General features: G+C 57.6%; 22 protein-coding genes and 3 pseudogenes. 4 read left to right on the top strand and 21 right to left on the bottom strand.

Features of this window, described 5'->3' with window-relative positions:
- A pseudogene (locus tag ACMX3H_RS07205) lies at window positions 1–180 on the bottom strand (IS21 family transposase); the annotation flags it as partial.
- Window positions 181–329: 149 nt separating this feature from the next.
- On the opposite strand from ACMX3H_RS07205, the gene ACMX3H_RS07200 reads away from it, so the two are divergent.
- Together ACMX3H_RS07200 and ACMX3H_RS07195 are read left to right on the top strand one after the other, a co-directional pair.
- Entirely contained in the window at window positions 330–782 is a 453-nt protein-coding gene (locus ACMX3H_RS07200) for a hypothetical protein (RefSeq protein ID WP_415210316.1), read from the top strand.
- Between the two features lie 25 nt (window positions 783–807).
- Complete coding sequence (locus ACMX3H_RS07195; RefSeq protein WP_415210315.1) at window positions 808–1317, top strand: LysM-like peptidoglycan-binding domain-containing protein; 510 nt, start codon at window positions 808–810, stop codon at window positions 1315–1317.
- Window positions 1318–1482: 165 nt separating this feature from the next.
- On the opposite strand, the gene rplI is transcribed toward ACMX3H_RS07195, so the two are convergent.
- The 5 genes and pseudogenes from rplI to yjfP form a co-directional block, all read right to left on the bottom strand.
- Window positions 1483–1935, bottom strand: a complete 453-nt coding sequence (rplI, locus tag ACMX3H_RS07190) for a 50S ribosomal protein L9 (protein ID WP_415210314.1) — start codon at window positions 1933–1935, stop codon at window positions 1483–1485.
- A 38-nt stretch (window positions 1936–1973) separates the two neighbouring features.
- Entirely contained in the window at window positions 1974–2201 is a 228-nt protein-coding gene (gene rpsR, locus ACMX3H_RS07185) for a 30S ribosomal protein S18 (RefSeq protein WP_005974788.1), read from the bottom strand.
- 5 nt (window positions 2202–2206) lie between these two features.
- The gene (priB, locus tag ACMX3H_RS07180; RefSeq protein WP_415210313.1) at window positions 2207–2527 is read right to left on the bottom strand and encodes a primosomal replication protein N; all 321 of its coding nucleotides are present in this window, start codon (window positions 2525–2527) and stop codon (window positions 2207–2209) included.
- A 3-nt stretch (window positions 2528–2530) separates the two neighbouring features.
- Entirely contained in the window at window positions 2531–2926 is a 396-nt protein-coding gene (rpsF, locus tag ACMX3H_RS07175) for a 30S ribosomal protein S6 (protein WP_345996846.1), read from the bottom strand.
- 192 nt (window positions 2927–3118) lie between these two features.
- Window positions 3119–3834: pseudogene (yjfP, locus tag ACMX3H_RS07170) on the bottom strand (esterase).
- 186 nt (window positions 3835–4020) lie between these two features.
- On the opposite strand from yjfP, the gene ACMX3H_RS07165 reads away from it, so the two are divergent.
- Complete coding sequence (locus tag ACMX3H_RS07165; protein WP_415210312.1) at window positions 4021–4260, top strand: YdgH/BhsA/McbA-like domain containing protein; 240 nt, start codon at window positions 4021–4023, stop codon at window positions 4258–4260.
- Between the two features lie 183 nt (window positions 4261–4443).
- On the opposite strand, the gene rlmB is transcribed toward ACMX3H_RS07165, so the two are convergent.
- From rlmB to nnr, 15 genes and pseudogenes are all read right to left on the bottom strand, one after another.
- Window positions 4444–5175 carry a 23S rRNA (guanosine(2251)-2'-O)-methyltransferase RlmB gene (gene rlmB / locus ACMX3H_RS07160; protein ID WP_415210311.1) on the bottom strand — a complete coding sequence of 244 codons (732 nt, stop codon included), beginning with the start codon at window positions 5173–5175 and terminating at the stop codon, window positions 4444–4446.
- A gap of 71 nt (window positions 5176–5246) precedes the next feature.
- Window positions 5247–7862 carry a ribonuclease R gene (gene rnr / locus ACMX3H_RS07155; RefSeq protein ID WP_415210310.1) on the bottom strand — a complete coding sequence of 872 codons (2616 nt, stop codon included), beginning with the start codon at window positions 7860–7862 and terminating at the stop codon, window positions 5247–5249.
- 464 nt (window positions 7863–8326) lie between these two features.
- Window positions 8327–9625 carry an adenylosuccinate synthase gene (locus tag ACMX3H_RS07150; protein WP_415210309.1) on the bottom strand — a complete coding sequence of 433 codons (1299 nt, stop codon included), beginning with the start codon at window positions 9623–9625 and terminating at the stop codon, window positions 8327–8329.
- Between the two features lie 101 nt (window positions 9626–9726).
- Window positions 9727–9927 carry a DUF2065 domain-containing protein gene (locus ACMX3H_RS07145; RefSeq protein WP_415210308.1) on the bottom strand — a complete coding sequence of 67 codons (201 nt, stop codon included), beginning with the start codon at window positions 9925–9927 and terminating at the stop codon, window positions 9727–9729.
- 914 nt (window positions 9928–10841) lie between these two features.
- Window positions 10842–11441 carry a hypothetical protein gene (locus ACMX3H_RS07140; protein ID WP_415210307.1) on the bottom strand — a complete coding sequence of 200 codons (600 nt, stop codon included), beginning with the start codon at window positions 11439–11441 and terminating at the stop codon, window positions 10842–10844.
- Window positions 11442–12303: 862 nt separating this feature from the next.
- Window positions 12304–12414, bottom strand: a complete 111-nt coding sequence (locus ACMX3H_RS07135; RefSeq protein ID WP_415210306.1) for a helix-turn-helix domain-containing protein — start codon at window positions 12412–12414, stop codon at window positions 12304–12306.
- A 218-nt stretch (window positions 12415–12632) separates the two neighbouring features.
- Complete coding sequence (gene hflC, locus ACMX3H_RS07130) at window positions 12633–13649, bottom strand: protease modulator HflC (RefSeq protein WP_415210305.1); 1017 nt, start codon at window positions 13647–13649, stop codon at window positions 12633–12635.
- A 3-nt stretch (window positions 13650–13652) separates the two neighbouring features.
- A complete protein-coding gene (gene hflK / locus ACMX3H_RS07125) occupies window positions 13653–14912 on the bottom strand; it encodes an FtsH protease activity modulator HflK (protein WP_415210304.1) in 1260 nt (419 codons plus the stop codon).
- 59 nt (window positions 14913–14971) lie between these two features.
- Window positions 14972–15981, bottom strand: a pseudogene (gene hflX / locus ACMX3H_RS07120) (ribosome rescue GTPase HflX).
- 96 nt (window positions 15982–16077) lie between these two features.
- Window positions 16078–16383, bottom strand: coding sequence for an RNA chaperone Hfq (gene hfq / locus ACMX3H_RS07115; protein ID WP_415210303.1), 306 nt, complete (start codon window positions 16381–16383; stop codon window positions 16078–16080).
- A 114-nt stretch (window positions 16384–16497) separates the two neighbouring features.
- Window positions 16498–17439, bottom strand: a complete 942-nt coding sequence (gene miaA, locus ACMX3H_RS07110) for a tRNA (adenosine(37)-N6)-dimethylallyltransferase MiaA (RefSeq protein WP_415210302.1) — start codon at window positions 17437–17439, stop codon at window positions 16498–16500.
- Window positions 17432–19597 (bottom strand): DNA mismatch repair endonuclease MutL, encoded by a 2166-nt coding sequence (gene mutL / locus ACMX3H_RS07105; protein ID WP_415210301.1) that lies wholly within the window; start codon window positions 19595–19597, stop codon window positions 17432–17434. Before mutL ends, miaA begins: the two co-directional genes overlap by 8 nt.
- A gap of 20 nt (window positions 19598–19617) precedes the next feature.
- On the bottom strand, window positions 19618–21294 hold the full coding sequence (gene amiB / locus ACMX3H_RS07100; protein ID WP_415210300.1) for an N-acetylmuramoyl-L-alanine amidase AmiB: 1677 nt from the start codon (window positions 21292–21294) through the stop codon (window positions 19618–19620).
- Window positions 21291–21770, bottom strand: a complete 480-nt coding sequence (gene tsaE / locus ACMX3H_RS07095) for a tRNA (adenosine(37)-N6)-threonylcarbamoyltransferase complex ATPase subunit type 1 TsaE (protein WP_415210299.1) — start codon at window positions 21768–21770, stop codon at window positions 21291–21293. The genes amiB and tsaE overlap by 4 nt, the downstream gene beginning before the upstream one ends.
- A gap of 9 nt (window positions 21771–21779) precedes the next feature.
- The gene (gene nnr, locus ACMX3H_RS07090; RefSeq protein ID WP_415210298.1) at window positions 21780–23294 is read right to left on the bottom strand and encodes a bifunctional ADP-dependent NAD(P)H-hydrate dehydratase/NAD(P)H-hydrate epimerase; all 1515 of its coding nucleotides are present in this window, start codon (window positions 23292–23294) and stop codon (window positions 21780–21782) included.
- Between nnr and queG the strand changes: the two genes are divergently transcribed.
- Window positions 23293–24432, top strand: coding sequence for a tRNA epoxyqueuosine(34) reductase QueG (queG, locus tag ACMX3H_RS07085; protein ID WP_415210297.1), 1140 nt, complete (start codon window positions 23293–23295; stop codon window positions 24430–24432). The two genes, nnr and queG, sit on opposite strands and share 2 nt — an antisense overlap.
- The last annotated feature ends 738 nt before the right edge of the window (window positions 24433–25170 follow it).

The following is a 25170-nucleotide window of genomic DNA, read 5'->3' as shown; positions in this document are numbered from 1 at the left end:
CGGCAATGGCCAGACCAGGTTAGCTACCGTGAATCGGCCGAGGATATCGTGCACTGTGGTACAGCCGATGCCGAGCGCTGCTGCGATGGTGCGATTCGAGCGACGCTGCTCAAATTTCATGCGTAATACATTGATATAGATGCACATTTCTGTTCTCGCGTTCTTCTTTTTACGTGCCATGCCATACCCCCGGAAGCTAAAAGTCTCCAGAGTATGGCAGAACAGAAGATGAGCGATCGGACAGAATAGGAATCGCTGATCGGGCGACCGGAATCAGTGATCGGACGTGACCGGAACCAGCAACGTCAGCGTCACGGTATAAAATAGGCATGGAGCTTCATCCCACGCCGCTCTATACTTCATCGGGTTACGGCAACAGTTTTGCAAGAGAGGTCATCATGGGCAGAATCGCGCCCAGGAAGAACACGTCCCCGGGCTTTTCGCTGCCGGGCCTGGACGGCCTGCGGGAGAAATGGCGTCGCCGTTTCAGCCCCGATGATGACGTCAGCCGGCCCGCCCTTGAGAGCGATAAACGCGCGCCACGGCAAAACACGGGTGCGCAGGACAGCCTGCCTGCCGCGTCGACGGAGGATGCGCCCTATACCCAGGCCATCGGCAGCGCCGACGTCGGGCGCGATTCCCGCCGTGACGCTGGCGCAACATCCGGCCGCTACGGCGCCGCCGATGATGAGCCCGATGCAACGCCCCTCGGCAGTGCCGGCCATCGCCCTGACTATCTGACAGACGTACCGCCACGAACGTCAGCGGCCCTCCACACGTAAGCGCCCCGCGCACGCGCCTCACAGCGTGGACAGGCGCTATTGGCGACATTGTGGCACCTTGCCGGACGGCTTTAACTGGATGGGGCCGCTACCGCTCATGCATCGCCGCTGGCTGCTGATTGTCGTATTACTGGTGGCCATCGCTTTGCTTTGGCCCTACAGTCCAACGACGCCTCCGGCGCCAATGGCCCGCAACGATGCGGCATCCTCTGCTGTGCCGAGTATGCAGGCCGAGCTGGTGGACAACAGCGCCGGTGGCAGCAACATGGACAAGCGGCACCTACAAACGTACCGCATCGTCGACGGCCAGACGCTGGCCCAGCTGTTCCGCGCACATAATCTGCCGGTGGCGGATGTCTTTGCCATGGCACAGGTAGAGGGCAACGACAAACCGCTGAGCAGCCTGCAGGCCGGGCAGGAAGTACGCATCGTGCAAAACGCGCAGGGCGTTGTGACGCTGCTGGAAATAGAAACCGGCGCCGCCGGCCCGGTACGTTTTGCGCTCCAGCCCGACGGCAGCTACCAGCGGCAATAACCATTCCGCCACCGTCGCTGACCCTTGACGCCCTCAGCCCGCTCCCCCGCGCAGCGCCCCAAAAAAAAACCGGCGCACCGCCGGTTGTCGTCCCACCCTCTGCGCGGGGTGAAATAGCAAAACGCCGGCTCTGTGCCGGCGTTTTATCGTCGCATAATCTAGCGATTACGCTTCGGGCACAATCACCACATTCAGGGTAGCGAAAACATCGCTGTGTACCTGGATGCTGACGTCGTAGTCGCCAGTCGTGCGCAGAACACCGTTCGGCAGACGCACTTCGCTTTTCGCGACGTTAACGCCGGCGGCGGTGATCGCGTCAGCGATATCACGAGTACCAATAGAGCCGAACAGTTTACCTTCGTCGCCTGCTTTAGACGCGATAGTGACGCTGCCCAGTTCATTGATTTTCGCGGCGCGTGCTTCAGCCGCGGCCTGAACGTCCGCCAGTTTGGCTTCCAGTTCAGCACGGCGCGCCTCGAAATATTCTACGTTTTTCTTGGTGGCCGGCACGGCTTTGCCTTGCGGCACCAGGAAGTTACGAGCATAACCCGCTTTAACGTTAACCTGATCACCCAAACCGCCCAGGTTGGTGACTTCATCAAGCAGAATAACTTGCATTACCTTATCCTCTCAAAGACTTAGTGGACAATGACCGATTACTGATGACGATCAGTGTACGGCAACAGGGAAAGGTAGCGCGCACGCTTGATCGCGCGGGCCAGCTGACGTTGGTATTTGGCGCGAGTACCGGTAATCCGGCTCGGGACAATTTTACCGCTTTCGGTGATATAGTTTTTCAGCGTAGCGATGTCTTTGTAGTCGATCTCAACAACGCCTTCCGCGGTGAAACGGCAGAACTTGCGACGACGGAAATAACGTGCCATTAGGGCTAGTCTCCAGAATCTATCAAATCAATCCGCTCGGCATGCAGAACTATTTTGCTGAGGCCATTGCGCCCTTGATGGCAACTGATGAACCCCTGCACGGTGATCTGCGCGCCGACCGTTATACTGCGAGTCATATCGAGAGTGTGTTTTCCACTGACCACCACGGGCAGTCGGCACCATGCCTGGCGTGAAAAACCGGCTTCCTGCTGCACAGAACGGTGCTCAAGCACGAACTGGCAATGCGGAATACCTGATGGGCTGACCTTACGGATGGGTATCTTGCACACGGTGCCCGACAGCATCAGACGGTTCGCCGTCATCATCGATTACTCTTCAGAATCCCCAGCATCAGAGTCTTCGTTGGTTTCGGTGGCGAAATCTTCACGGCGCTCGCGGCGTTCGTCTTTCGCTTTGACCATCGGAGACGCTTCAGTCACCGCGTGCTTAACGCGCATGATCATGCTGCGGATAACGGCGTCATTGAAGCGGAAAGCTGTTTCCAGCTCGTCGATCACTTCCTGCGGCGCTTCTACGTTCAGCAGAACATAGTGCGCTTTGTGCAGTTTGTTGATCGGGTAAGCCAGCTGACGGCGGCCCCAGTCTTCCAGGCGATGGATCTGGCCTTCAGCACCGGTAATAAGGGCGCTGTAGCGTTCGATCATGCCGGCAACCTGTTCGCTTTGGTCAGGATGAACCATAAAAACAATTTCGTAATGACGCATAGAATTGCTCCTTACGGATTATTCAGCCTCCTGTCAGGGTCAACCGCGGCCCATGGAAGCAAGGAACGTGATAAGTGTGCGGTCGAAAAATGACGCATAATTGTACTTATCCGGCCGGCTAAACACAAGGACCGCGGCGGATTATTTCCGGGTTACACGGCCGGCGCTCGGCCTTAGCCTTTAGCCACAACGCTAAAGCGCATCGCGAAAAAAAGCGACGGTGGCCGCGAGCGCGCCCACGGTAATTTTATGGCCAATTTCCGGCTCGGTGAGATAGCGTACCCGATGATGGGCGCCGCGCGCTTTCCGCCGGCGGCACCAGTGGATCCGCGTCACCATGCCAGAGCAGCAGCGGCCGATCACGCAATTTATCCAGCCGCTGAAAGACGTCGTAGTCCGCCAGCGGCGCCAGCGGCGCCAGCGCAGCGGCAAAGCGCCGTTCATAATCCGGCGCATCCGGCGTAACCGGCGGAAATAACGTGCGGCTGAGCCGCATAAAATCGCCGGATCCCATCAACGCCGCGGCAGACGACAGCCAATCATAGCGCGCCAGCGCCCCTAGCGCGGTCATGCCGCCCATCGACGCGCCGCCCGTCAATCTGCCCCTGCTGGCGATAGTGCGCATACAGCGCGGGCAATTCGTCGATATTATTGCGCAGAATATCCCAAAAATGCCGCCGGCGGCGTTGCTCATCGCCGTCAAAATGGGCACCATGCATAAGAGCATCCGGCAGGATCACACGGAACCCGGCCTGCGCCAGCGCATAGCCGAAATAGCTATAGACCTCTTTGGACGAGGTGTAGCCATGGTAAAAAAACAGCGTCGGCAGCGGTAAAGCATAACCGCCCGCCGGCACCGCATGTATCACTTCGATGTCGCCGACGTACTCCTGATGCATCTCTACCATGGGTCCTCCCCGTTCGCCGTAACACGTCACGCTACGCCGTCCTGTCACCGCAGCGTCCGGTCATTACCATAATCACTGCTGGCCGGTTTCGCTATACTTTAATCATCTAAGCACTGCGGATATTTGGCTATGAAATGGCTTACTTCGACGATCATCTTTTGCTGCTTGCCGTTAGCGGGATGTAGCGTGTTAAACGGCAAACCGCCGGCGACCGAACAACAGGCGGTGGAAATCAGCCGCAATATGGTGGGTTCGCTGACGCGGACAGGCAAGGTTACCGTGGATGAACGCGGCAGTCTGATGGATGCTAAAAACGCCATTCAGCGCCAGGCGGATGAACGTCAGGCGCATTACTACCAGATCCTGATGATCGATGAAACGGTCATCCCCGGCGTCTGGCACGGAGAAGCGATTCTTTATCGGTAATGGCGCGGCGCGCACGCATTTAGGGGCTCATCGGCGCGATTACCCGAGGTGGCGGGCACGCTAAGTCGTCAAAGGCGGGAACGTACGGCGCCGCAGGGCGCGGGCGAAAATACCTATGGCATCATAAAAAAAGCGCTTCAGCCGCCGGCCCGATAGCGCTCGCCGGCGGCCGCGAGATGATGTCTAACTTCGCTGCCGCACGGCTTCAAACAGGCATACTCCGGCAGCAACCGACACATTAAGGGACGAAACCGCGCCGGCCATGGGAATGCTGATGAGCTCATCGCAATGTTCACGGGTCAGGCGGCGCATGCCTTCGCCTTCCGCGCCCATCACCAGCGCCAGCGGCCCGGTGAGTTTACTTTGATAGAGATGATGATCCGCCTCGCCGGCGGTGCCGACGATCCACACATTATGCTCTTGCAGCAGGCGCAGCGTGCGCGCCAGATTGGTGACGCGGATCAGCGGCACGGTTTCCGCGGCACCGCTGGCGACCTTTTTGGCGGTGGCGTTCAGCGGCGCCGCGCGATCGCGCGGCACAATCACCGCATGGACACCGGCGGCGTCGGCACAGCGCAGACAGGCGCCAAGGTTATGCGGATCGGTAACACCATCCAAAACCAGCAGCAGCGGCGCGGCCTGCTGTGCCAGTAGCGCCTGCAGTTCGTTCTCTTGAAACTGCCGCCCTGCCTGCACGCGGGCGACAATGCCCTGGTGTAACGCGCCCTCTGCTTTCTCATCCAGCCACTGACGACTGGCCATCTGAATAACGATGCCGGCCTGCTCCAGTTGCTGAACCAGCGGCTGCAAACGGCGGTCGTCGCGTCCTTTTAACAAATACACATCCAGGAAACGCTGCGGATCGCGCTCCAGTAGGGCCTGTACGGCATGAATACCGTAAATAATTTCGCTCATGATCGTCTTTCATCGGCAACGGGCCTGCCGGCCCGTTTAGGGTTGTGCTAATAAACGTCGCGGCCCGGCTATCAGTTTTCTGAGCGACCGGAAGCCGTGGCGGGTTTCCTGCGGCGGTGCGTTTTGCCGCCAGCGGCTTTATTACGGGTGGCGCCCTCGGCGGACGTTTTCTTGCGCGAACTGTCCTCGGTCGACGGTTTGGCCGGCGCCGAAGAGGCGTGGCCGCCTTTGCCGCGCCCTGCGCCCTGCGCCGCAGGCTGGGTCGGCTGGGCGCCCAGGGCCGTTTGCGTGGCGGGATGAGCACCGCCGCGCTGGTGTTTACCCCGCCCGCCGCCGGGCTTGTCGCCCCCTTTCCCTGTCGGCCGGCATGCGCTGCCGGGTTCAAAATTGGCGGGCTGTTTACTGCTGCTGCGTCGGCGCGGCGGTTTGCCGTCGTTGCCGCCGCGGGCGGCTTGCTGCTGACGCTGGCGCTCGGTTTTGTCGGCACCGCGCGGCTGACGGCGGCTGGAAATCAATGAAAAATCGATTTTGCGTTCGTCCATATGTACGGCTTCAACGCGGCTTTCCACCGCGTCCCCGAGCCGGTACACTCTGCCGCCGGACTCGCCTATCAGCCGCTGGCCGATGTTGTCGTAGCGATAATAATCATTGTCCAGCGACGAGACATGCACCAGGCCGTCGATAAACAGCTCATCGAGACGCACAAAGAAACCGAAACTGGTGACGCTGGTAATAATGCCGCTGAATACTTGCCCGACGTGATCCTGCATGAAATCGCACTTCAACCAGTCTGCCACGTCGCGGGTCGCTTCATCGGCGCGACGCTCGCTCAGCGAACATTGCTGGCCAAGCTGCAACATCTCTTCCAATTCTGAATGCCTGCCGCCGGTCGGTGTGGCCCGTCCATCGACGTCGCCATTCTGTCGGCCGAGAAGATATTTGATCGCCCGATGCAGCGCAAGATCCGGATAACGGCGGATAGGCGAGGTGAAATGAGCATACGCCTGCAGCGCCAGCCCGAAGTGGCCGCGGTTTTCAGGATCATAAATCGCCTGCTTCATAGATCGCAGCAGCATGGTTTGCAGCATTTCGTGGTCCGGGCGGCCAGCGACCAGATTCATCATATCGGCATAATCTTTGGGCTCAGGTTTATCGCCGCCCCCCAAGGTCAGCCCCAGTTCGCTCAATACCGTGCGCAACGAGGTGATATGGTCATTGCTTGGCCGGTCATGCACACGATAAAGCGCCGGCTCTTTATGCTTCTCGACAAAGCGCGCCGCGGCAATATTCGCCAGGATCATGCACTCTTCGATCAGTTTATGGGCATCATTGCGCTTTACCGGCTCGATACGCTCGATGCGGCGCTCCGCGTTGAAGATGAACTTGGCCTCTTCGGTTTCAAAAGAGATGCCGCCGCGCTGCAACCTCGCCTGTTCCAGCGTCTGGTACATTTCATGCAATTGGGTCAGCAGCTTGATAAGCGGCGCGTAATGAGTGCTCAATTCCTGCTGGCCCTGCAGGATCTGCCAGACCTTGTTGTAGGTCAGGCGCGCGTGGGAATTCATCACCGCTTCATAAAACTTGTAGGAAGAGAGACGCCCCTGGGTGGAGATAGTCATCTCGCAGACCATACACAGTCTGTCCACCTGCGGATTGAGGGAGCACAGGCCGTTGGACAGCACCTCGGGCAGCATCGGGATCACCTGGGAGGGGAAATAGACCGAGGTCGCACGCCGGCTGGCTTCCTGGTCCAGCGGCGTATGCGGCCGGACATAGTAGCTCACATCAGCAATCGCCACCCACAGACGCCAACCTCCGCTGCGTTTTTTCTCGCAGTACACCGCGTCATCGAAGTCGCGCGCGTCCTCACCGTCGATGGTCACCAAGGGCAGCGCACGTAAATCGATACGCCCGCGCTTTGCCGCTTCCGGTACCTCTTCTTGTAAATCCGCCAGCTGCTGCTCGACTTCCGGCGGCCAGACGTAGGGAATATCGTGGGTGCGCAGCGCAATATCCACCGCCATGCCAGTGCCCATATTATCGCCGAGCACTTCCACCACTTTGCCGATGGCTTTGGTGCGCCGTGTCGGACGCTGGGTCAGTTCCACCACCACCACGAACCCCATGCGGGCGCCCTGGGTCGCTTCCGGCGGGATCAGGATATCGAAACTGAGACGGCTATCGTCCGGCACCACGAAAGCGCTGCCTGCATCAATGAAAAAGCGGCCCACGATCTGGCTGGTTTTCGGCACCAGCACCCGCACAATGCGCGCCTCGCGGCGGCCTTTGCGGTCCGCGCTCTGCGGCTGCGCCATGACGACATCGCCGTGAATGGCCATTTTCATCTGTTCGGCGGATAAATAATAATCGTCCTTGCTGCCTTCGACGCGCAGGAAACCGAAACCGTCGCGATGGCCGATGACCTTACCGCGCAACAAATCCAGCCGCTCCGGTAGCACATAGCACTGCCGGCGGGTGAAAATCAGTTGCCCGTCACGCTCCATTGCGCGCAGGCGGCGGCGCAAGCCTTCCAGTTGGTCTTCACCACTGATATCCAGTTCTTGCGCCAACTCCTCGCGGCTGGCGGATTTTTCCCGCTTGGCTAAATGGGCGAGGATAAATTCTCGGCTTGGCACCGGGAACGCGTATTTTTCTGCCTCTCTTTCCAGAAAGGGATAGTGTGACATTGAGCTATCTCCATAATGTCAAAACAGGTTGCCGTGCCGCTAGCGGGCACGCGCACGTTTTTGTAGAGCGGTGGTTAGGGCAATCATGCCGGCCACGCGAGGCGCGGAATGATGCGATGAACCCTATGGGTGCCTGCGGCAACACCTGTTTTCAACGGCAGGCAAAATGTCAACCTCTGTTTCCGCGCTACAACCGGCCGGCGCGCAGAGCGCCGGCCTAGATACCGCTATCATTGGCAGGCCCGCCAAACCCTGACGGGGGCATACGTACCGGTAAAAAGGAAAACATGAACAATGAAAACATGAACAATAAGAGTAACCTTTGAGAACCAAACAGGCCATAAAACTTGTTGGTCGGCAATGAGGGCATTCGCGATTACGGCAGGATAACCTATTGACATATAAAAACAAACCGGGCCACGCCCGGTTTGCTCTCTTTTTTGCTAATTTACGCCCGAGGGCCGTTAGGCGTCAAACGGATCGCGTAGAATCATGGTTTCGCTACGGTCAGGCCCGGTCGAAACGATATCAACCGGCACGCCACTCACCTCTTCTATACGCTTGATGTAGCGACGCGCCGTGTCGGGCAGCTTGTCGAATTGCTTCACACCGAAGGTGCTTTCGCTCCAGCCCGGCAGCGTCTCATAAATCGGCTCAATGCCTTCCCAGTTTTCCGCCACCAACGGGGTGCTTTCCACCACGCGGCCGTCAGGCAGGCGATAGGCGGTGCAGATTTTCACCTCTTGCAGACCGTCAAGCACGTCGAGCTTGGTAAGGCAGAAACCGGAAAGGGAGTTGATCTGCACCGCTCGGCGTACCGCGACCGCATCCAGCCAGCCGGTGCGGCGGCGGCGGCCGGTGGTGGCGCCGAATTCATTGCCCTTTGCGCACAGGAATTCGCCGGTGTCGTCAAACAACTCGGTGGGAAACGGACCAGCGCCGACGCGAGTGGAATACGCCTTGACGATGCCGAGGACATAATCCACATAGCGCGGACCGAGGCCAGAGCCGGTAGCGACGCCGCCGGCCGTGGTGTTGGAGGAAGTAACGTAGGGATAGGTGCCGTGATCTATATCCAGCAGCGTTCCCTGGGCGCCTTCAAACATCATCAGATCGCCGCGTTTGCGGGCAGAGTCCAGCAGCTCGGAGACATCCACAACCATCCCGGTCAGGACGTCGGCCACCGCCAGAATATCGTCCAGCACCGTTTGATAATCCACGGCTTCAGCCTGGTAATACTGCACCAGCTGGAAGTTATAGTAATCCACGACCTCTTTCAGCTTGGCGGCGAAGGTGTCTTTATTGAACAGATCCCCCACGCGCAGCGCGCGACGCGCCACTTTGTCTTCATAGGCCGGGCCGATACCGCGGCCGGTGGTGCCGATGGCTTTGGCGCCGCGGGCCTTTTCGCGCGCGACGTCCATCGCCACGTGATAAGCAAGAATGAGCGGGCACACCTCAGAAATTAGCATGCGTTCGCGTACCGGAATACCCCGCGCCTCCAGCTCCCCCATCTCTTTCATCAGCGCTTCCGGCGACAGCACGACGCCGTTGGCGATGATGCTGACGACGTTTTCACGCAGAATGCCTGAGGGGATTAAATGAAGGACGGTTTTTTCACCGTTGATAACTAAAGTATGACCGGCGTTGTGTCCGCCCTGATAGCGAACAACATATTTGGCCCGTTCGGTCAGCAGGTCGACGACCTTGCCTTTACCTTCGTCACCCCATTGGGTGCCCAGTACGACGACGTTCTTACCCATCTCTTAACTTCACCAGATTGCTTAAAAATGGATTCTACCATCTGAATCCATGACTTTCAGTACTTTTTCGCGCCGGTTCGTGCTGTTTTTTCGCGCTGCGATCACGCGCCCATTTTGCTACGCAACATATAGTAGATGACGCAGCCGGCGACCACTAAACCGCCGCCGAAGCGGCGCAATAGCGTATCCGGCAGCGTCGCCAGCGAACCTATCATCTTGCGCCAGACGCCGGGGAACAGCATCGGCCCCAATCCCTCCAGCACCAGTACCAAACCGAGCGCCATCCAAATCGTCGGATTCATGACATAACCTCAAAACAAAAAGGCCCGAATGATCGGGTATTAAACACACATTATATCATTGAAATAATTTAAAATTATTTCAAAGGTCGTCCACGCACCATCAACATCAACCAATAAGGCCTCGATTTCCGTGGCCTTTCTATGCACACCTGTACCCTTCGCTTCTGCCTGCTACCGTGAATCATTTGCTTTCCCGTTCTTCTCTCGCAAACACGCACGGTGGATTAGCATTTAGCATCAAGCGCGAAAAATTTAAAAGAGTCTATGAAAATTCTTGTTATCAAGTTATCGCCATGTTTAGATAAAGACGCTAGGTAACGTGCGTACGGCAAGCACCGCCATCGACTTGAGTTATCCTAACTGCACATTCTCCTGACCATTTTGGCATGGATACGGCAGCGCTGGCTCATGGCTGGGAACACAGATGGAGCAGGTAAAAGTTCCTGTATAGTTAAGGTAGGCATAAAATTAATGTGGGTACCTGGTTTGTGACGATCTTTAATCGTAATGGTAATGTAGTGGCGGGTTCAGACGCGTACGGACTGGCAGCAACAATGCATCTTGGCGTGTGCGCTCTCCATTCACGCGCCCGACCAGGGTTGGTGGTAGAAATCAGTACATCAATCCGGGATCGCTTATTCCATTTTAAGCTCATCGATTATTACCTTCAGCGCCAGCGCGGAGGTAAATCCGCCGACCTTCATCGGCATTGCGGGAGACAGTTCAGCACACCACCGCGCCGCATCTGTTACCAATGGAGCTACGCGAAATGTGGTTTCTATAACAGGTATGACTAAGGAATGGATTGTCAGGAAGAGAGAAAATTTGAACATAGTCATAAAATTCATGGGTGAATTGATTCAAAAGCTCGCCATACAATGATGGCGAGTCTGCTTTTAAGGGCTATTAAGCTGTTATAATAATTGAGAAAGGGAAGGAGAAGCAATATTGATGTCGATTACTGTAGGTGGACAAAAACAGCTAACTTCAGGCAGACCAACCAGCTTTGCTGTTTCTGGATACTGTTTTGGATAATCTTTAGGATGAAGAATGAGTCTAGCTTGGGCAACATCTAAACCATGCATGTTCTTTGATTCATAATCTCGACATTGATTATAAAATGCTTCCGATGCACATGGATCAGGCGGGCAAGGGCAATAATAGGAGGTATCGGTCTTACCATAAGTATAGGTAATCTTCTTTATGGTAACCTCTTTGTTTGGGAGTTTGTAGTGTGGAAACTCATAATCGGAACGACAGTGATTCGTATAATTTATCCAACGGCATGTCTCTTCACTTGATGGGCATTTGCATAAGACATTATTAACAGATATGAATCTCTCGGCAATCTTTGTCTTTCGACAATCGGATATAAATTTACTAGTATTACATACATTTTGTCCATATTGATTTATCCTGTGCTGCATATAGTCGCTCGGCATGTGACATCTCCAATATTGACCAGCCGTGAAGTGATTTACGGCGCCGATAGGAATCATGAGCACTTCACTCATTAATATAAACCTGGAGACGATTCATTTTTCATCAAAATGAGAACTAACACGATGAAGTGAACGCAATGTATCATCAAGATTCAAAGTTTTGTGTTAAATCTTGATATCTTTTCGATGTCTTTCTGGCGCAATCAGGCTGCTGAGGATAAAAGCCTGTGGATTGAAAAAAAGGAAGTATTTCAAGCTGGGTGTGGTGGTCCACTATGGGAAGCTGAACATGGCGTTCTGAACGAGCCTTTCCTCCTTAAGCAAAAGGCTCGGGTCATAATCACTTCATAATGACGGAGCATCAGGCATCAAAAACAGAAAGGGAAACCTGGTCCTGTCCAGGCGCAAAGCTCTGCGTACTCCTTGGCCGTATTACCGGGCTTGGCTAGACATGCTAAGGCGAATGCTGGCGAAGTGGCTAGGGAAGAAAATACCAGTGTTGTTACCATGAATAACGCTTTACGTAATTTAATTAAGGAATACATATCATTACCTCCGTGAAGAATTACGTTAATTCAGAAGATGAACGGCTGCGCAAAATAGCCATCCATCAATACTTCTATCATTAATGATTTAATGAATCATAAAAATAAGCTGATTGTTGCTTTATTGTTTACAAAGTGTCCCAGTGACAGAAATATCTCTCACCTAAAAACAGGTGCAACCACCAGGATCGGAGAAGCCCCCCTGTGTTTTAGGTTCACTGATGCCCCCTAAACACAACTGAGTCACGATGCGGATCGCAAGCGCAGCACCTGTAGGGGATTTAACTATTGAAGGGTGGAATAGGCTTATCGACACGCTCAATCATAAAGATGGGATCGATAGCTAAAAGGCGGGCCAGGTAATTAAGTTCAACGAAATCCAGCCTTTTTTACCCGCTTTCGACTTTAGCGATTAAAGATTGTGGACAGTTTAGCGCGCCGCCGAGCTGCTGCTGGCTGATGCCGCTGCTGATTCGAGCCTGACGAAGTAAGCGGACCACCCGCAAATACTCTCCCGTATAGATTGCGGACCTTTAAGCCGTCCAACGACGATGTCGGACAGGCCACGGATAGTCAGCACTTCCTCGCCGTACTGATTGACGACCTCGGCGGGCCGGTAGCCGTTGCACGCCGCAAGACAGGCACGCTTAACCGCGGCCCGCCCTGGGCATTGACGTACCTCGCACATTCGTACCTGATTGAATGTGCGAGGCAACCGTCAGGGACGGCGGCCGACCGCGGTATCTTCCGGCGACTTCATGAAGCGGAAGAAATCGCTTTCCGGGCTCAGCACCATCACATCATTGTTGCTGTTAAAGCTGTTTTCATACGCGCGCAGGCTGCGGATAAAGGCGTAGAACGCCGGATCCCGGCTGAACGCGTCGGCATACAGCTTGGCGGTTTCCGCATCCGCTTCACCGCGGGTAATCAGCGCCTGACGCTCGGCCTCGGCCAGCGTGCGGGTCACTTCGTAATCCGCGGCGGCACGCAACTTCTCCGCCTCTTCCTGGCCCTGGGACCGGTGGTGGCGGGCGACGGCTTCACGCTCCGCGCGCATGCGCTGATAAATCGCGTCGGACACTTCCGTCGGCAGGTTGATCTGCTTGATACGCACGTCCAAAACTTCAATGCCCAGCGCCGCCATACTGTTCGGGTTTACCGCCGGCTGCGGGCCGTTGGTTTCACGCTCTACCCGCGCGGCGGCGGAAGCGATGGCGTTATCGGCCGCGGTGGCCTGCGTCTCTTCATCGTCGCCGGAAGTCCCGTTATTAAGCGCTTCGCGCACATCGGTCATCAGGCGGTTGCGGGAGTCGGTGACAATCCCCTTAACATCCAACCGGCCGAGCTCCGAGCGCAGACGGTCGGAAAACTTCCGTTTCAACAACACTTCCGCCTGCGACACATCGCCGCCGCCGGTCGCCAGATAATAACGGCTGAAATCGCTGATACGCCATTTGATATAAGAGTCAACGATCAGGTCTTTCTTCTCCATGGTCACAAAGCGATCCGCCTGGTTTTCCATGGTTTGAATGCGCGCATCAAGATTCTTAACCGTTTCGATAAACGGTATCTTCATGTGCAAGCCGGGATTGTAAATCAACGGCTTGTTATCGCCGTCGCGCAATACTTTACCAAAGCGCAGGACGATGCCGCGCTTGCCTTCCTGCACCACAAACAGTGACACATACAGCACCACCAGCACTATCACCATAATAAGCATTAGAGGCTTACGCATCGGTTACTCCCTCCCTTCGCGCGTGGTATCGTCACGCTGTGCATTGGCGCGTCGCTGATCCATGACCGTTCCGCTGGCGTTGCCACCCGCGGCAGGTGCCGTCGCGGCACCGCTGCTGGTGCCCCCGGCAGGCAGCCGCAACAGATTGAGCGCTTCATTGCTTGAGCGCGTTTTGCTATTGCCGGCCGGCGGGTTGCGCAACATCTGATCCAGCGGTAGCACCATCAAATTGTTGCTGCCCTTGTCGTTGACCAGAATTTTTCGGGTACTGCTTAGCACGCGCTCCATTGCGTCGATATACAGACGTTCGCGGGTAATTTCCGGTGCCGCTTTATACTCCGGCAACACCTTGGCGAAACGCTGCACTTCCCCCTGCGCTTCCAGTACGGTGCGGGCTTTATAGGCGCGACCCTCTTCCAGAATGCGCTGAGCCTGACCGTTGGCGTGCGGCTGCACTTCATTGGAATACGCTTCGGCTTCGCGGATATATTGCTGTTCGTTTTCCCGCGCGGCGATAGCGTCGTCAAAAGCCGCTTTCACCTCTTCCGGCGGCCGGGCGGCCTGGAAGTTGACGTCTAACAGGGTGATACCCATGTTATAAGGCTGAATAGTTTCTTCCAGCACCCGCTGGGTGTCGCTGCGCACGACGGTGCGGCCTTCGGTCAGGATGCGATCCATCGTGTATTTACCGATGACGCCGCGCAGAGCGCTGTCGGTGGCCTGGCGCAGGCTGTCGTCGGCGTTGGTGACGCTAAACAAATAGCGTTCGGGGTCGGTCACGCGATACTGCACGTTCATTTCGACGCGCACCACGTTCTCATCGGAGGTCAGCATGACGCCGGACGCCGCCAGCTCCCGTACCGACTCCACGTTGACCGCGGTCACGGTATCAATAAAGGTCGGCTTCCAGTTCAAGCCGGGCTGAACCAGATGATCGAATTTGCCGAAACGCAGCACCACGCCGCGCTCCGCTTCTTTAATCGTGTAGAAGCCGCTGCCCGCCCAGATGACCACCACGGCCGCCACCGCCAGACTGATATAACGGCCGCTTCTGCCCGGGGCGCAGGTGCCGGTACCACCGCCGCCTTTATTGCCGAACCCGCTCAGCTTGCGGCTGAGTTTGCGGAAGATATCATCCAGATCGGGCGGCCCTTGTTCTCGTCCGCCTTTATTGTTATTTCCGCCAGAGTTGCCGCTATTATTATTGCTGCTCCCCCACGGGTCGCGGTCATGTCCGTTATTACCGGGATGGTTCCACGCCATGTTTTAGCTCCATTTTTACTTTAATTAGTATTCTTCAGGCTTGAGTTCCCAAAGGACGGTCAGACAAGATAGTCTACCAACGCCATTTCCTGCTTACATAAACGATGCCAGTCGATGATGAGCAGTCTTACCACCAGCCCCACACTGCCATCTTCCTCGATCCACTCTTTTTCTATGGCCTGCAGCTGGTAAAAACGGCTGCGCAGCCGGCCGGCCTGTGGGGGCAAACGGAGTTCATGGCGCGCGATCTCGCCCGCCAGACGCTCGGTAAGGGCCTGCATCAATAGCGCGACCCCTTCGCCGCTGTGGGCGGAAAGCCACACCCGCCCCGGTCGGTTTTTTTCATCGCGATCGATGCGTGGCGCGAAATCGTCAAGCAGATCGATTTTATTCATGACCAACAACGTCGGAATATCGTTGGCTTCGATCTCGGCCAGCACCTGGTCCAGCGCATCGATATTTTCACTAATACGCGTATCGGCAGCGTCGACGATGTGCAGCAGCAGGGTGGCCTGCCGAGTTTCCTGCAGCGTCGCTTTAAACGCCGCCACCAGGTCGTGGGGCAGATGGCAGATAAATCCCACCGTATCCGCCAAAACGGTATCCCCCACGTCGCCGACGTTGATACGCCGGAGGGTCGGGTCGAGGGTGGCAAACAGCTGATCGGCCGCATACACCCCGGCCTCAGTCATCAGATTGAACAGGGTGGACTTACCGGCGTTGTATAGCCCACCAGCGAGATGGTGGGCACATCCGCCCGGGCGCGGGCGCGCCGGCCCTGCTCGCGCTGCTTCTCCACCCGTTCCAAACGGGAAAGGATCTGGCTGATGCGGTTCCGCAACAGGCGGCGGTCGGTCTCAAGCTGGGTTTCCCCCGGCCCACGCAGCCCGATGCCGCCCTTTTGCCGCTCAAGGTGCGTCCAGCCGCGTACCAGACGCGTAGCAAGATGACGCAACTGTGCCAGCTCCACCTGCAGCTTACCCTCATGTAAATCTTCCATATCCTTGTCTTGCGAAAAGAAGATGTGAACCAGTATGGCCTGCTCACCGGCATCATAACGGTCAAACAAGCGTACAACCTCTCATGCGGATATACCGCAGTTATAATCGGGCCTTAGCGCCAACAGCACGCTAAAGCACCGCGAAATGGTCAACAGGGATGCGCCTTATTCGGCGTCATCGCTTTCCGGCTGCGTCGGTTGCGAAGCAGGGGTGCTGCCATGGTGATAATTACTGGAACCACCGCTCGGATTGTTATTGTGATGCGATACGGGGCGCGACGGTACGACGGTGGAGATGGCGTGTTTGTAAACCATCTGGCTGACCGTGTTCTTTAATAAAATGACAAACTGATCGAAAGATTCAATCTGGCCCTGTAGTTTAATGCCATTCACCAAATAAATAGAAACCGGAACACGTTCCCGACGCAACGCGTTCAAGAACGGATCTTGCAAAGATTGCCCCTTAGCCATTCTGTCTTTTCCTTATGTGCTTGTTGTTTGTAACAAGAACCATGTGGCTCTAAATAAAATAAACGTTGTAAAAAAAGCGCGTTCAGTACCATCAATTGTACACAATCACCCAACCTATGCACTAACAACCTGTAATACCCTGTCGAGGGCTGCAGCGGGCTCATCGCTATCCAGCCAATGAACATCGCGCCACCCCCGCAGCCAGGTCATTTGGCGCTTGGCAAGCTGTCGTGTCGCGCAAATCCCGCGAAACACCATGTCATCATAATCGGTTTCGCCGGCCAGATATGACCACATCTGGCGGTAACCGACGCAACGAAGGGATGGCATTTCCCGGTGAAGATCACCTCGGGCAAAAAGCGTACTGACCTCATGCTCAAAACCGGCGGCCAACATCTGATGAAAGCGCTGCGCAATACGCTGATGCAACAATGCGCGGTCAAGCGGCGCGATGACGAATTGATGTACCCGATACGCCAGCGCTTCACCGGATATTTTTGTCAGTTCCGTTAGAGTGTTACCTGAAACGAAAAAAACTTCCAGTGCCCGCGACAGTCTCTGCGGATCATTAGGATGAATACGATTTGCCGCAATCGGATCAATCTGTTGCAATTGCCGGTGCAACACCTGCCATCCCACCGTTTCCGCCTCGCGTTCAATGCGTGCACGCACTTCGGGATCTGCCGGGGGCAAGGGGGATAATCCCTCCAGCAGCGCCTTGAAGTAGAGCATGGTCCCGCCCACCAGCAACGGTATACGACCGGCCTCGGTGATCTCTGCCATTTCCTTAAGCGCATCACGGCGGAAATCCGCCGCTGAATAAGGCTCCGCCGGATCGCGGATATCTATCAGCCGATGCGGCGCCCGCGCCAGCTCGTCGGCGCTGGGCTTGGCCGTGCCGATATCCATACCGTGATAAATCAGCGCGGAATCGACGCTGATGATCTCCACCGGCAGGTGCTGGCGCAACGTCATCGCGAGCGCAGTTTTACCGGAGGCGGTGGGCCCCATCAGGAAAATGGCCTGGGGCCGGCGCGGAAATGTCGGCTCAGTCATGGTTCAGGGCTTTAATAGCGGCCTCAAAATTCAATGTTACCAGAAGCCCGTCGGGTGGGGCTTTCACCCACTGCGGACAAAGCCGCTCCACCTTGGCAAGCAATTGTATCGCCCGGGAATGGCTCCAGACGACCGATTCGTGCTGCAGTCGGCGGGCAAGCCAAACCGCAACCTGGTGATGCGTCACCGACGTTTTACCGTGCAGGTAGCCTAACAGGTCTGGAATCAAGTTTTGTAAATTTTGTTGGCGTAATGGTAAAGGTACCGCATTCAGTATTGCCTGATGAAGATGCGCCTGTAGCGCGATACCTATTTCTTGTAGCAGTGGCTGATGGCGTTTAAGCGCCGCGGCCTCTTCATCGCGCAGCGTCATACGCAGCGGAATCAGCAGCGGCTGAGCGCGCAGCTGTTCCGTGCCGGGCGTCAGTTGGCGTTCGGTCAGGCCGCGTTCGGCAACCGGCAGCGAGAGCAGCGCCAGGCTGCTCGTCGACTCTACCAGCGCATAGCAGGGCGCGACCAGGGTCAACACCCTGCCGAAACTGTGGGGATTACCGGCGACGGCCGGCCCGGTGCTGACTGACGCCTCGCCCATGACGGCAAAGGAGGACGACGCGGCGCCGGCGTGCGGCGGCCCGTTGTCGCCGGGGAGAGAACCGCCATCCGCCGGCCGTGGCCGGGCGAAAATATCGCGCGGTGCCGTTTGCCCCTCCTGCGGCAACGGCGCGGTCTGCACCAACTGCCGGTAAAGCACGCCCTCTTTGCGCTGATAGCCGGCGCTCCGCTCCCGCGCCTGGCCGCCGCGACCCGCAGCGACGGAAGGTTGATGCGGCGAAACTCTCTCGTCACCGATCGCTGCCGAACCGCGGTCAAGAACGCTATCCCCACCCGCCGCCGCGGATCGGCGGTCATGTTCGCTATCCCCGCCCGTCTCACTCGCCGCGCGACGCCCCTCGGCGCCCGCAACGACCACGGGCCGCGCCGCCGTCTGCCCGGACACGGCGGCATCCTCCCGCAGGGGGGAGGGCTCGCCGTCGGGCTGTTGCGCTCCCCATAGGGAGGATGCCTCGCCGGCGGGCAGGGAAAAATGATTGCGCCCGGACGCTTGGCGATTCTCCGGCGCGCTCGGTCCCGCGCCCTCGTCGCCGATCGGCAGGCGGGGCGCCGCGCTTTGCTGCAAGACGGTCACCACCGCCTGGTAAATAAAATCATGCACCAGCCGCGCCTGATGAAACCGCACCTCATGTTTGGCGGGGTGGACATTGACGTCCACCTGATGCGGATCCACGTCGAGAAACAGCACAAAGGCCGGCTGCTGCGTTCCTGCCAACTGATCCTGATAAGCCTGCCGTATAGCGTGATTAATCAATTTGTCGCGCATCGTGCGCCGATTAACATAGCTGTACTGTATCTCGGGCAGCTCCCCCCCCGCCGGATCCGCTACCCAGCCGTGTATCGCCAGATCGCCGTGCTGCCAGGATACGCCCAGGGCCTGCTCGACAAACGCCGGGCCGCAAAGCCCGCCCAGCCTGCGCAGATGCTGGCTTTGCTGGCTGACCGCGCGGTACTGGCGCACCGTTTTGGCATTGTGCTGCAAAATGAATGTCACGTCGAATCGTGCCAACGCGATACGGCGGATGACTTCATCGATATGGGTGAACTCGGTCTTTTCGGTGCGCATGAACTTGCGCCGGGCCGGCGTATTATAAAACAGATCCACCACGTCCACCGTCGTTCCGACCGGATGGGCGGCGGGTTTAAGCGTTACCGCCAGTTCGCGCCCCTCGGCGTATGCTTGCCAGGCTTCGCTCTGCGCGGCGGTGCGCGAGGTCAAGGTCAGACGCGACACGGAACTTACGCTGGCCAACGCCTCGCCGCGAAAACCCATACTGGTAATGCTTTCGAGATCGTCCAGGCTGGCGATCTTGCTGGTCGCATGGCGGGCCAGCGCCAGCTCCAGCTCCTCTTTAACGATACCGCTGCCGTTATCATTAATTCGGATACGTTTGGCGCCGCCACGCTCGATATCGATCTCAATGCGGGTCGCACCGGCGTCAAGACTGTTTTCAAGCAGTTCCTTTACCACCGACGCGGGGCGTTCCACCACTTCACCGGCGGCAATTTGGTTGGCAAGCTGTGGCGGCAGCACCTGAATCTGCATGATAATCGGGTCCTCTTGCCTTAAGCGGGCGGTATGGTCAACGTTTGTCCCAGCATCACGTTATTGGACGTCATATTATTAGCGCGCTTGATTGCGCTGGCGGACACGCCATAACGAGCGGCGATCGCGGTCAATGTATCGCCACGCGCCACTTGGTGCCGACGCGGACCGCCCTTCGGCGCGGCAGCGGGCGGCGGCGCGGCCTGAGCTCTTCCCCCCGCGGGAATGCACAGCCGCTGCCCGACCCAAACACCCTCTTTTTTCAGCTTGTTCAGCGTACGGATCGCCTCCATGCTTACCCCATATTGACGGGCGATGGAGGAGAGCGTCTCACCCCGCTTCACGATATGGCGTCCTGCGGGGGCGGGAGCGTCGGTCGCTGAGCTAACGCCCTGCGGCCGATTTTCGAGCTTTGGGCCGGTTTGCAGCGGATGCGCCAGGAAATAAGCGCGCAGTCCCAGGTACAGGGCGTTGGCGATCTTATCCTGGTATGCGCTGCTACCGAGTAGCCGCTCCTCCCGGGTATTACTAATGAAACCGGTTTCCACCAGCAGCGACGGAATATCCGGCGAGCGCAGTACGCCGAGACTGGCGTGTTCCGGCCGGCGTTTATGCAGCGCGCCTACCCGCTGCAGCTGGCCCAGCACCTTCACCGCGATATCGTATCCCACCCGCTGCGAATGGCCGAACTGCAGATCCAGTACCGCCTGGCTGAGGTAGGGATCGGCCTGGCTATTGGCCAGCAAATCGCCCGCCCCCCCCAGCAGCTCCGACTGTTTCTCGTGCTGCTCCAGCCAGTTCGCCATTTCGCTGTTGGCGCGCCGGTTGGACAGCACCCAAACCGACGCACCGCTGGCGCTGCGGTTGGGCGCGGCGTCGGCGTGAATGGACACCAGCACGCTGGCGCCCTTTTTGCGCGCTACGTCGGAACGGCCCATGACGGAGATGAAATAATCGCCGTCGCGGGTCAATACCGGCTTGAACATCTTGTCTCCATCGAGCAGCGTTTTCAGCTTGCGGGCGATGGCGATGGCTACATTTTTTTCATGCAGGCCATTGGGACCGGTAGCCCCCGGATCCTGACCGCCGTGGCCGGCGTCGATGGCCACCACCACCGGCTCTGCGCCCGCCGGCAGCCGGCCGCGTGGCGTCGGTGTCGATGTCGATGCCGGCGTAGCCACCGTGGCGGGGCTCTCGACCACCGTCACCCGGTTAGTAAAGGGGTTTTTTACCGATCTTGACGGCGGCGGCGCGCTCGGGGCCGGCCCCGCGGCGCTCGTCCGCGGGGCAGAGGCAACGGCGGCCGGCTGCTGGCTCGTCACGGTCAACACGACATTGTAGCGCCCGTCCACCTGCCGTGTCGTGGCCTGCGCACGGGATTTGCGGGTCAGCTCGAATACCAGGCGTATACTCTGCTTATCCACCGGCGTACTAGTGCGAATGCGTTTAATCACATTCTCACCGCTGAAATCGAGCGGCAGCCCCTGCACCGGGCCGCTCTGGCGGATGTCCACCACGACCCGTTCGGGATTATGCAGCGAGAAAAAAGCGTAGACCGGCTGTTGATTAAACCCGAGGGTGACCGTCGATTGATTGGCGCTGTTGGCAACGTTAATATCGCTGAGCGTCGCAGCCATTGTCCGTTCTACGATTAAACACACCGCCAACACCAGCATTATCCTGAACTTCAGCATCATGAAGGAGTTCCCTGCCGCGGCGTCAGCTGAACCAGAATGCGCTTGCCGGTGGCGCTGAGGGCCTGCGCCTGCGCCTGCCGGCCGTCCCCTTGATAGGCTAGCGTCAAGGCGATATCCGCCGCCGGCAGGATACCCTCCCCGCGCTGCGGCCATTCCACCAAACACAGGGCGGTATCATCGAAATAGTCCCGCACTCCCATAAATTCAAGCTCCTCCGGATCCGCCAGGCGATAAAGGTCAAAATGATAAACCGTCCAGCGCGGCAGCGCGTAGGGCTCGACCAGGGTGTAGGTGGGGCTTTTCACATTGCCCTGGTGCCCCAGCGCACACAGAAACCCCCGGCAAAATGTCGTTTTGCCGGCGCCGAGGTCGCCATAAAGATAAATCACGCAGGCTTGCCGGCAGGCGGCAGCCAATGCTGCGCCGAATGCGACGGTTGCCGTTTCATCCGGCAGGAATATTACACGTTTTTCCATGTCTGGTTTCTATGCGGTAAGCTCTGGATTGACAAATAGGTACAATGCCGGCAGTAAATCTGTGGCCAACATGCCGCGCGTTCCTTTTTCAGCCGCCAGACGGTCGGCGGTGGCGCCATGGACTACGCAGCCGGCACAGGCTGCATCATACAGCGACAGCTTTTGCGCGAGCAAACCGCCGATGATACCGGACAATACATCCCCCATTCCCCCCGAGGCCATGCCCGCGTTACCGACATCGGCGACGGCGACGGCGCCATCTTCAGCGGCCAGCAAGGTCCCCGCACCTTTCAGCACCACCACGCCGCCGTAGCGCCGCACCAGTTTGCGCGCTGCAAGTAAACGGTCACTTTCAATATCGCCGACGTTGCCATTCAGCAAGCGGGCGGCCTCGCCCGGGTGAGGCGTAATTATTCGATTGTGACGTTTCTCAGGATTGAACGCCAGCAAGTTAAGCGCATCCGCGTCCCACAGCATTGGTTTGTCACAATTTTCCACCAGGCGCAGCGCATTTTCCCCCCAACTTTCCTGTCCGAGGCCCGGACCGATCACCACCACATCCGCCCATTCCAGACCATGCTGAAGGGTGTCGCGTGTCAGCGGCGCCACCATAAGCTCCGGCCGGGCGGTCAACAGCGAGGGGATATTCTCTTCGCGGGTCAGCACGCGGACCAGCCCGGCGCCACAGCGCAGCGCAGCCTCCCCCGTCATACGAATCGCGCCGGCGAATCCATGATCCCCGCCCACAATCAACAGGCGGCCGTTGTCGCCTTTATGTACGCAGGGATCACGCGGAGGGAGCCAGCGCGGCAACAGTTCCGCGCTGAGCCGCGCCATTAGCGGCGTTTCCCGCTCGAGCCACTTTCCCAGCCCCAAGTCGTCATAATGCACTTGCCCGGTCACGCTGCGCGCCTTGCCGGTCAACAACCCCGGTTTAAGGGTGATAAACGTCACGGTATGTGCGGCAGACATCACCTCCCCGGGCGTCGCGCCGGTCTCGGCCAACAGACCGGATGGGATATCCAGCGCGATCACCGGCGCGGGATGCCGGTTTGCCGCGGCGATAAGCGAGCAATAGGGATCGCGCGGCGCCGCCTTGAGACCCGTTCCCAGCAGCGCATCGATAATCACCTCCACGCCCTGCGGCCAAGGCTCCTCGGCGGAGTGTAATTCTCCGCCGGCCGCCAGCCACGCCGCTTTAGCCTGTTCCGCTTCGGCGGGCAGTGGGGAGCTGCCACCGCAGGCCAGCATCGTGACCTGTTTACCGGCGGCGGCGGCAAGCTGCGCCACCACATAACCATCCCCGCCGTTATTACCGTGACCCGCCAGCACCAGCCAGCGATGGGCGCTGGGATACAGCCAAAGGATACGTTGGAACGCCGCCGCGCCGCCGCGCTGCATTAACTGATAGAGCGACACGCTGGCCAGGCCGGCGCCCTGGCTTTCCCATTCCCGGAGCCACTGCGCACCGTAGACGGAGTGTGATAAACTTTGTAGAAAGAATGTGTTGGCACGGTCAGTCATGTCTTATCCTTTCGATCTTACAGAATTAGCCCGGCAGATTAAGCGCTGGGGGCAGGAGTTGGGCTTTCAGCAGGTCGGGATTTGCGACACCGACTTAGCCACCCATGAGCCAACGCTGCAAGCCTGGCTGGACCGCCAATACCACGGCGAAATGGCCTGGATGGCGCGTTACGGCATGCTGCGCGCCCGGCCGCACGAATTGCTGCCTGGCACGCTACGGGTCATCAGCGTACGCATGAACTACCTGCCGGCCAAGGCCGCCTTTGCGTCGACATTGAAAAATCCCTCATTAGGATATGTTAGTCGTTATGCGCTGGGCCGTGATTACCACAAAGTTTTACGTAACCGTTTAAAACAGCTGGGCAAGCGGATCCGCGACGCCTGCGGCGAGGTGAATTTCCGCCCCTTTGTCGACTCAGCGCCGATTATGAAGCGGCCACTGGCGGCTAAAGCGGGAATCGGCTGTGTAGGTAAACACTCACTCATTCTCAACCGTGAAACCGGTTCGTGGTTTTTCCTCGGCGAATTGCTGATAGATTTGCCGCTGTCGGTTGACGCGCCGCTGGCCGAACAATGCGGCCGCTGCGTCGCCTGTATCACCACCTGCCCCACCGGCGCCATCGTCGAGCCCTATACCCTTGATGCCCGCCGCTGTATCTCCTATCTGACAATTGAGTTGGAGGGAGAAATTCCCGAGGCGCTGCGCCCGCTGATAGGCAACCGTATTTATGGCTGCGACGACTGTCAATTGATCTGCCCGTGGAACCGTTTCTCGCGGCTGACCGATGAGCCGGATTTCAGTCCGCGCGCGGTATTACATGCCCCTGAACTGGTAGAACTGTTTGGTTGGAATGAAGCAACATTTCTGCGCGTTACCGAAGGCTCGGCCATTCGGCGCATTGGCCACGTGCGCTGGTCACGCAATATCGAGGTCGCGCTGGGTAATGCACCTTATCAGGACGAGATCGTGCTGGCGCTGCGGCGGCGCCTGGGAGAGCTGCCGCTGCTGGATGTGTATATTCATTGGGCGCTGGAAAGGCAAATGGCACGTCGAGAGGCCGCCGCCGTGACGATACAAAGCGCGCAGCAAACGCGGCTGGTCAGGGCCATTGAAAAAGGATTAACGCGCGACGCTTAGACACATTCTCGCCGGGAAAAGACCTCTTGCAATACCGTATGGCCGCTGTGTATAAAAATAAAAATCCTTTGTTAATCAATCGTCACAAAAAACGCAAGCGATTGATCTTACGTTTCATAATAAAAATTTATCTTTCTTTTTCAATTGGCTATGACTAAGCGAAATTTTCAACAGCCGAACACGAGCGGTCGATAGCCCGAAGAAGCCTGTGGATAACTCTGTTTAAAAGATTACGACGGAGAATATAAGGCAGACGTTGCGCTACCTTTAGCGGTGGATAAATTATTCACGCAATTAATTAGTCTGCTTCGGAAAAATGTGGCGAACGATCGGCTCGTGGGCGCTTGCACAGCTACGCCCTGATAGCCTTCGTGACGACGGAACGCATGATGTACCAGACACCTCAACTTGGCAAGCTTTTTGTCGGCTGCATGCGTGGATCCGCTTACCGTATAGTGGCGTAAAAGCGGCGGATGGTTCTCATGAAATAGCGTGTCAGCCATGGCAGTACGCGTACTCAAGACCGCCGCCTAACGCTGCACAACGCCACAGTTGATCAGGCAAGTAACGAATACTTAGCATCATTGCACCGCGGCAGTAAACGTACGCCCAGCGCCGTCTGTTAATTCCCCATCAAGTTATTGAAGATGATGTCCATTATTTTTTTAATGGGCGCAATTCATGAAACAAACCCCACCAAAACCCTCAAGACGTCGTCCCAATTTCCCGCTGGACTTT

Source organism: Sodalis sp. (in: enterobacteria) (genome assembly GCF_047607725.1).
GTDB lineage: Bacteria > Pseudomonadota > Gammaproteobacteria > Enterobacterales > Enterobacteriaceae > JBLKSS01.
The sequence above is the reverse complement of the archived record's forward strand: the minus strand, read 5'-3'. Positions and strand labels throughout refer to the sequence as shown.

Excerpts from the sequence above, each read along its gene's own strand:
- hflK (WP_415210304.1), bottom strand. The coding sequence starts at position 14,912 with ATGGCGTGGAACCATCCCGGTAATAACGGACATGACCGCGACCCGTGG.
- rpsR (WP_005974788.1), bottom strand. The coding sequence starts at position 2,201 with ATGGCACGTTATTTCCGTCGTCGCAAGTTCTGCCGTTTCACCGCGGAA.
- ACMX3H_RS07145 (WP_415210308.1), bottom strand. The coding sequence starts at position 9,927 with ATGAATCCGACGATTTGGATGGCGCTCGGTTTGGTACTGGTGCTGGAG.
- ACMX3H_RS07140 (WP_415210307.1), bottom strand. The coding sequence starts at position 11,441 with ATGAGTGAAGTGCTCATGATTCCTATCGGCGCCGTAAATCACTTCACG.
- rnr (WP_415210310.1), bottom strand. The coding sequence starts at position 7,862 with ATGTCACACTATCCCTTTCTGGAAAGAGAGGCAGAAAAATACGCGTTC.
- queG (WP_415210297.1), top strand. The coding sequence starts at position 23,293 with ATGTCTTATCCTTTCGATCTTACAGAATTAGCCCGGCAGATTAAGCGC.
- ACMX3H_RS07200 (WP_415210316.1), top strand. The coding sequence starts at position 330 with ATGGAGCTTCATCCCACGCCGCTCTATACTTCATCGGGTTACGGCAAC.
- tsaE (WP_415210299.1), bottom strand. The coding sequence starts at position 21,770 with ATGGAAAAACGTGTAATATTCCTGCCGGATGAAACGGCAACCGTCGCA.
- miaA (WP_415210302.1), bottom strand. The coding sequence starts at position 17,439 with ATGACTGAGCCGACATTTCCGCGCCGGCCCCAGGCCATTTTCCTGATG.
- hfq (WP_415210303.1), bottom strand. The coding sequence starts at position 16,383 with ATGGCTAAGGGGCAATCTTTGCAAGATCCGTTCTTGAACGCGTTGCGT.
- nnr (WP_415210298.1), bottom strand. The coding sequence starts at position 23,294 with ATGACTGACCGTGCCAACACATTCTTTCTACAAAGTTTATCACACTCC.
- priB (WP_415210313.1), bottom strand. The coding sequence starts at position 2,527 with ATGATGACGGCGAACCGTCTGATGCTGTCGGGCACCGTGTGCAAGATA.
- ACMX3H_RS07150 (WP_415210309.1), bottom strand. The coding sequence starts at position 9,625 with ATGGGTAAGAACGTCGTCGTACTGGGCACCCAATGGGGTGACGAAGGT.
- rplI (WP_415210314.1), bottom strand. The coding sequence starts at position 1,935 with ATGCAAGTTATTCTGCTTGATGAAGTCACCAACCTGGGCGGTTTGGGT.
- hflC (WP_415210305.1), bottom strand. The coding sequence starts at position 13,649 with ATGCGTAAGCCTCTAATGCTTATTATGGTGATAGTGCTGGTGGTGCTG.
- rlmB (WP_415210311.1), bottom strand. The coding sequence starts at position 5,175 with ATGAGCGAAATTATTTACGGTATTCATGCCGTACAGGCCCTACTGGAG.
- rpsF (WP_345996846.1), bottom strand. The coding sequence starts at position 2,926 with ATGCGTCATTACGAAATTGTTTTTATGGTTCATCCTGACCAAAGCGAA.
- amiB (WP_415210300.1), bottom strand. The coding sequence starts at position 21,294 with ATGATGCTGAAGTTCAGGATAATGCTGGTGTTGGCGGTGTGTTTAATC.
- mutL (WP_415210301.1), bottom strand. The coding sequence starts at position 19,597 with ATGCAGATTCAGGTGCTGCCGCCACAGCTTGCCAACCAAATTGCCGCC.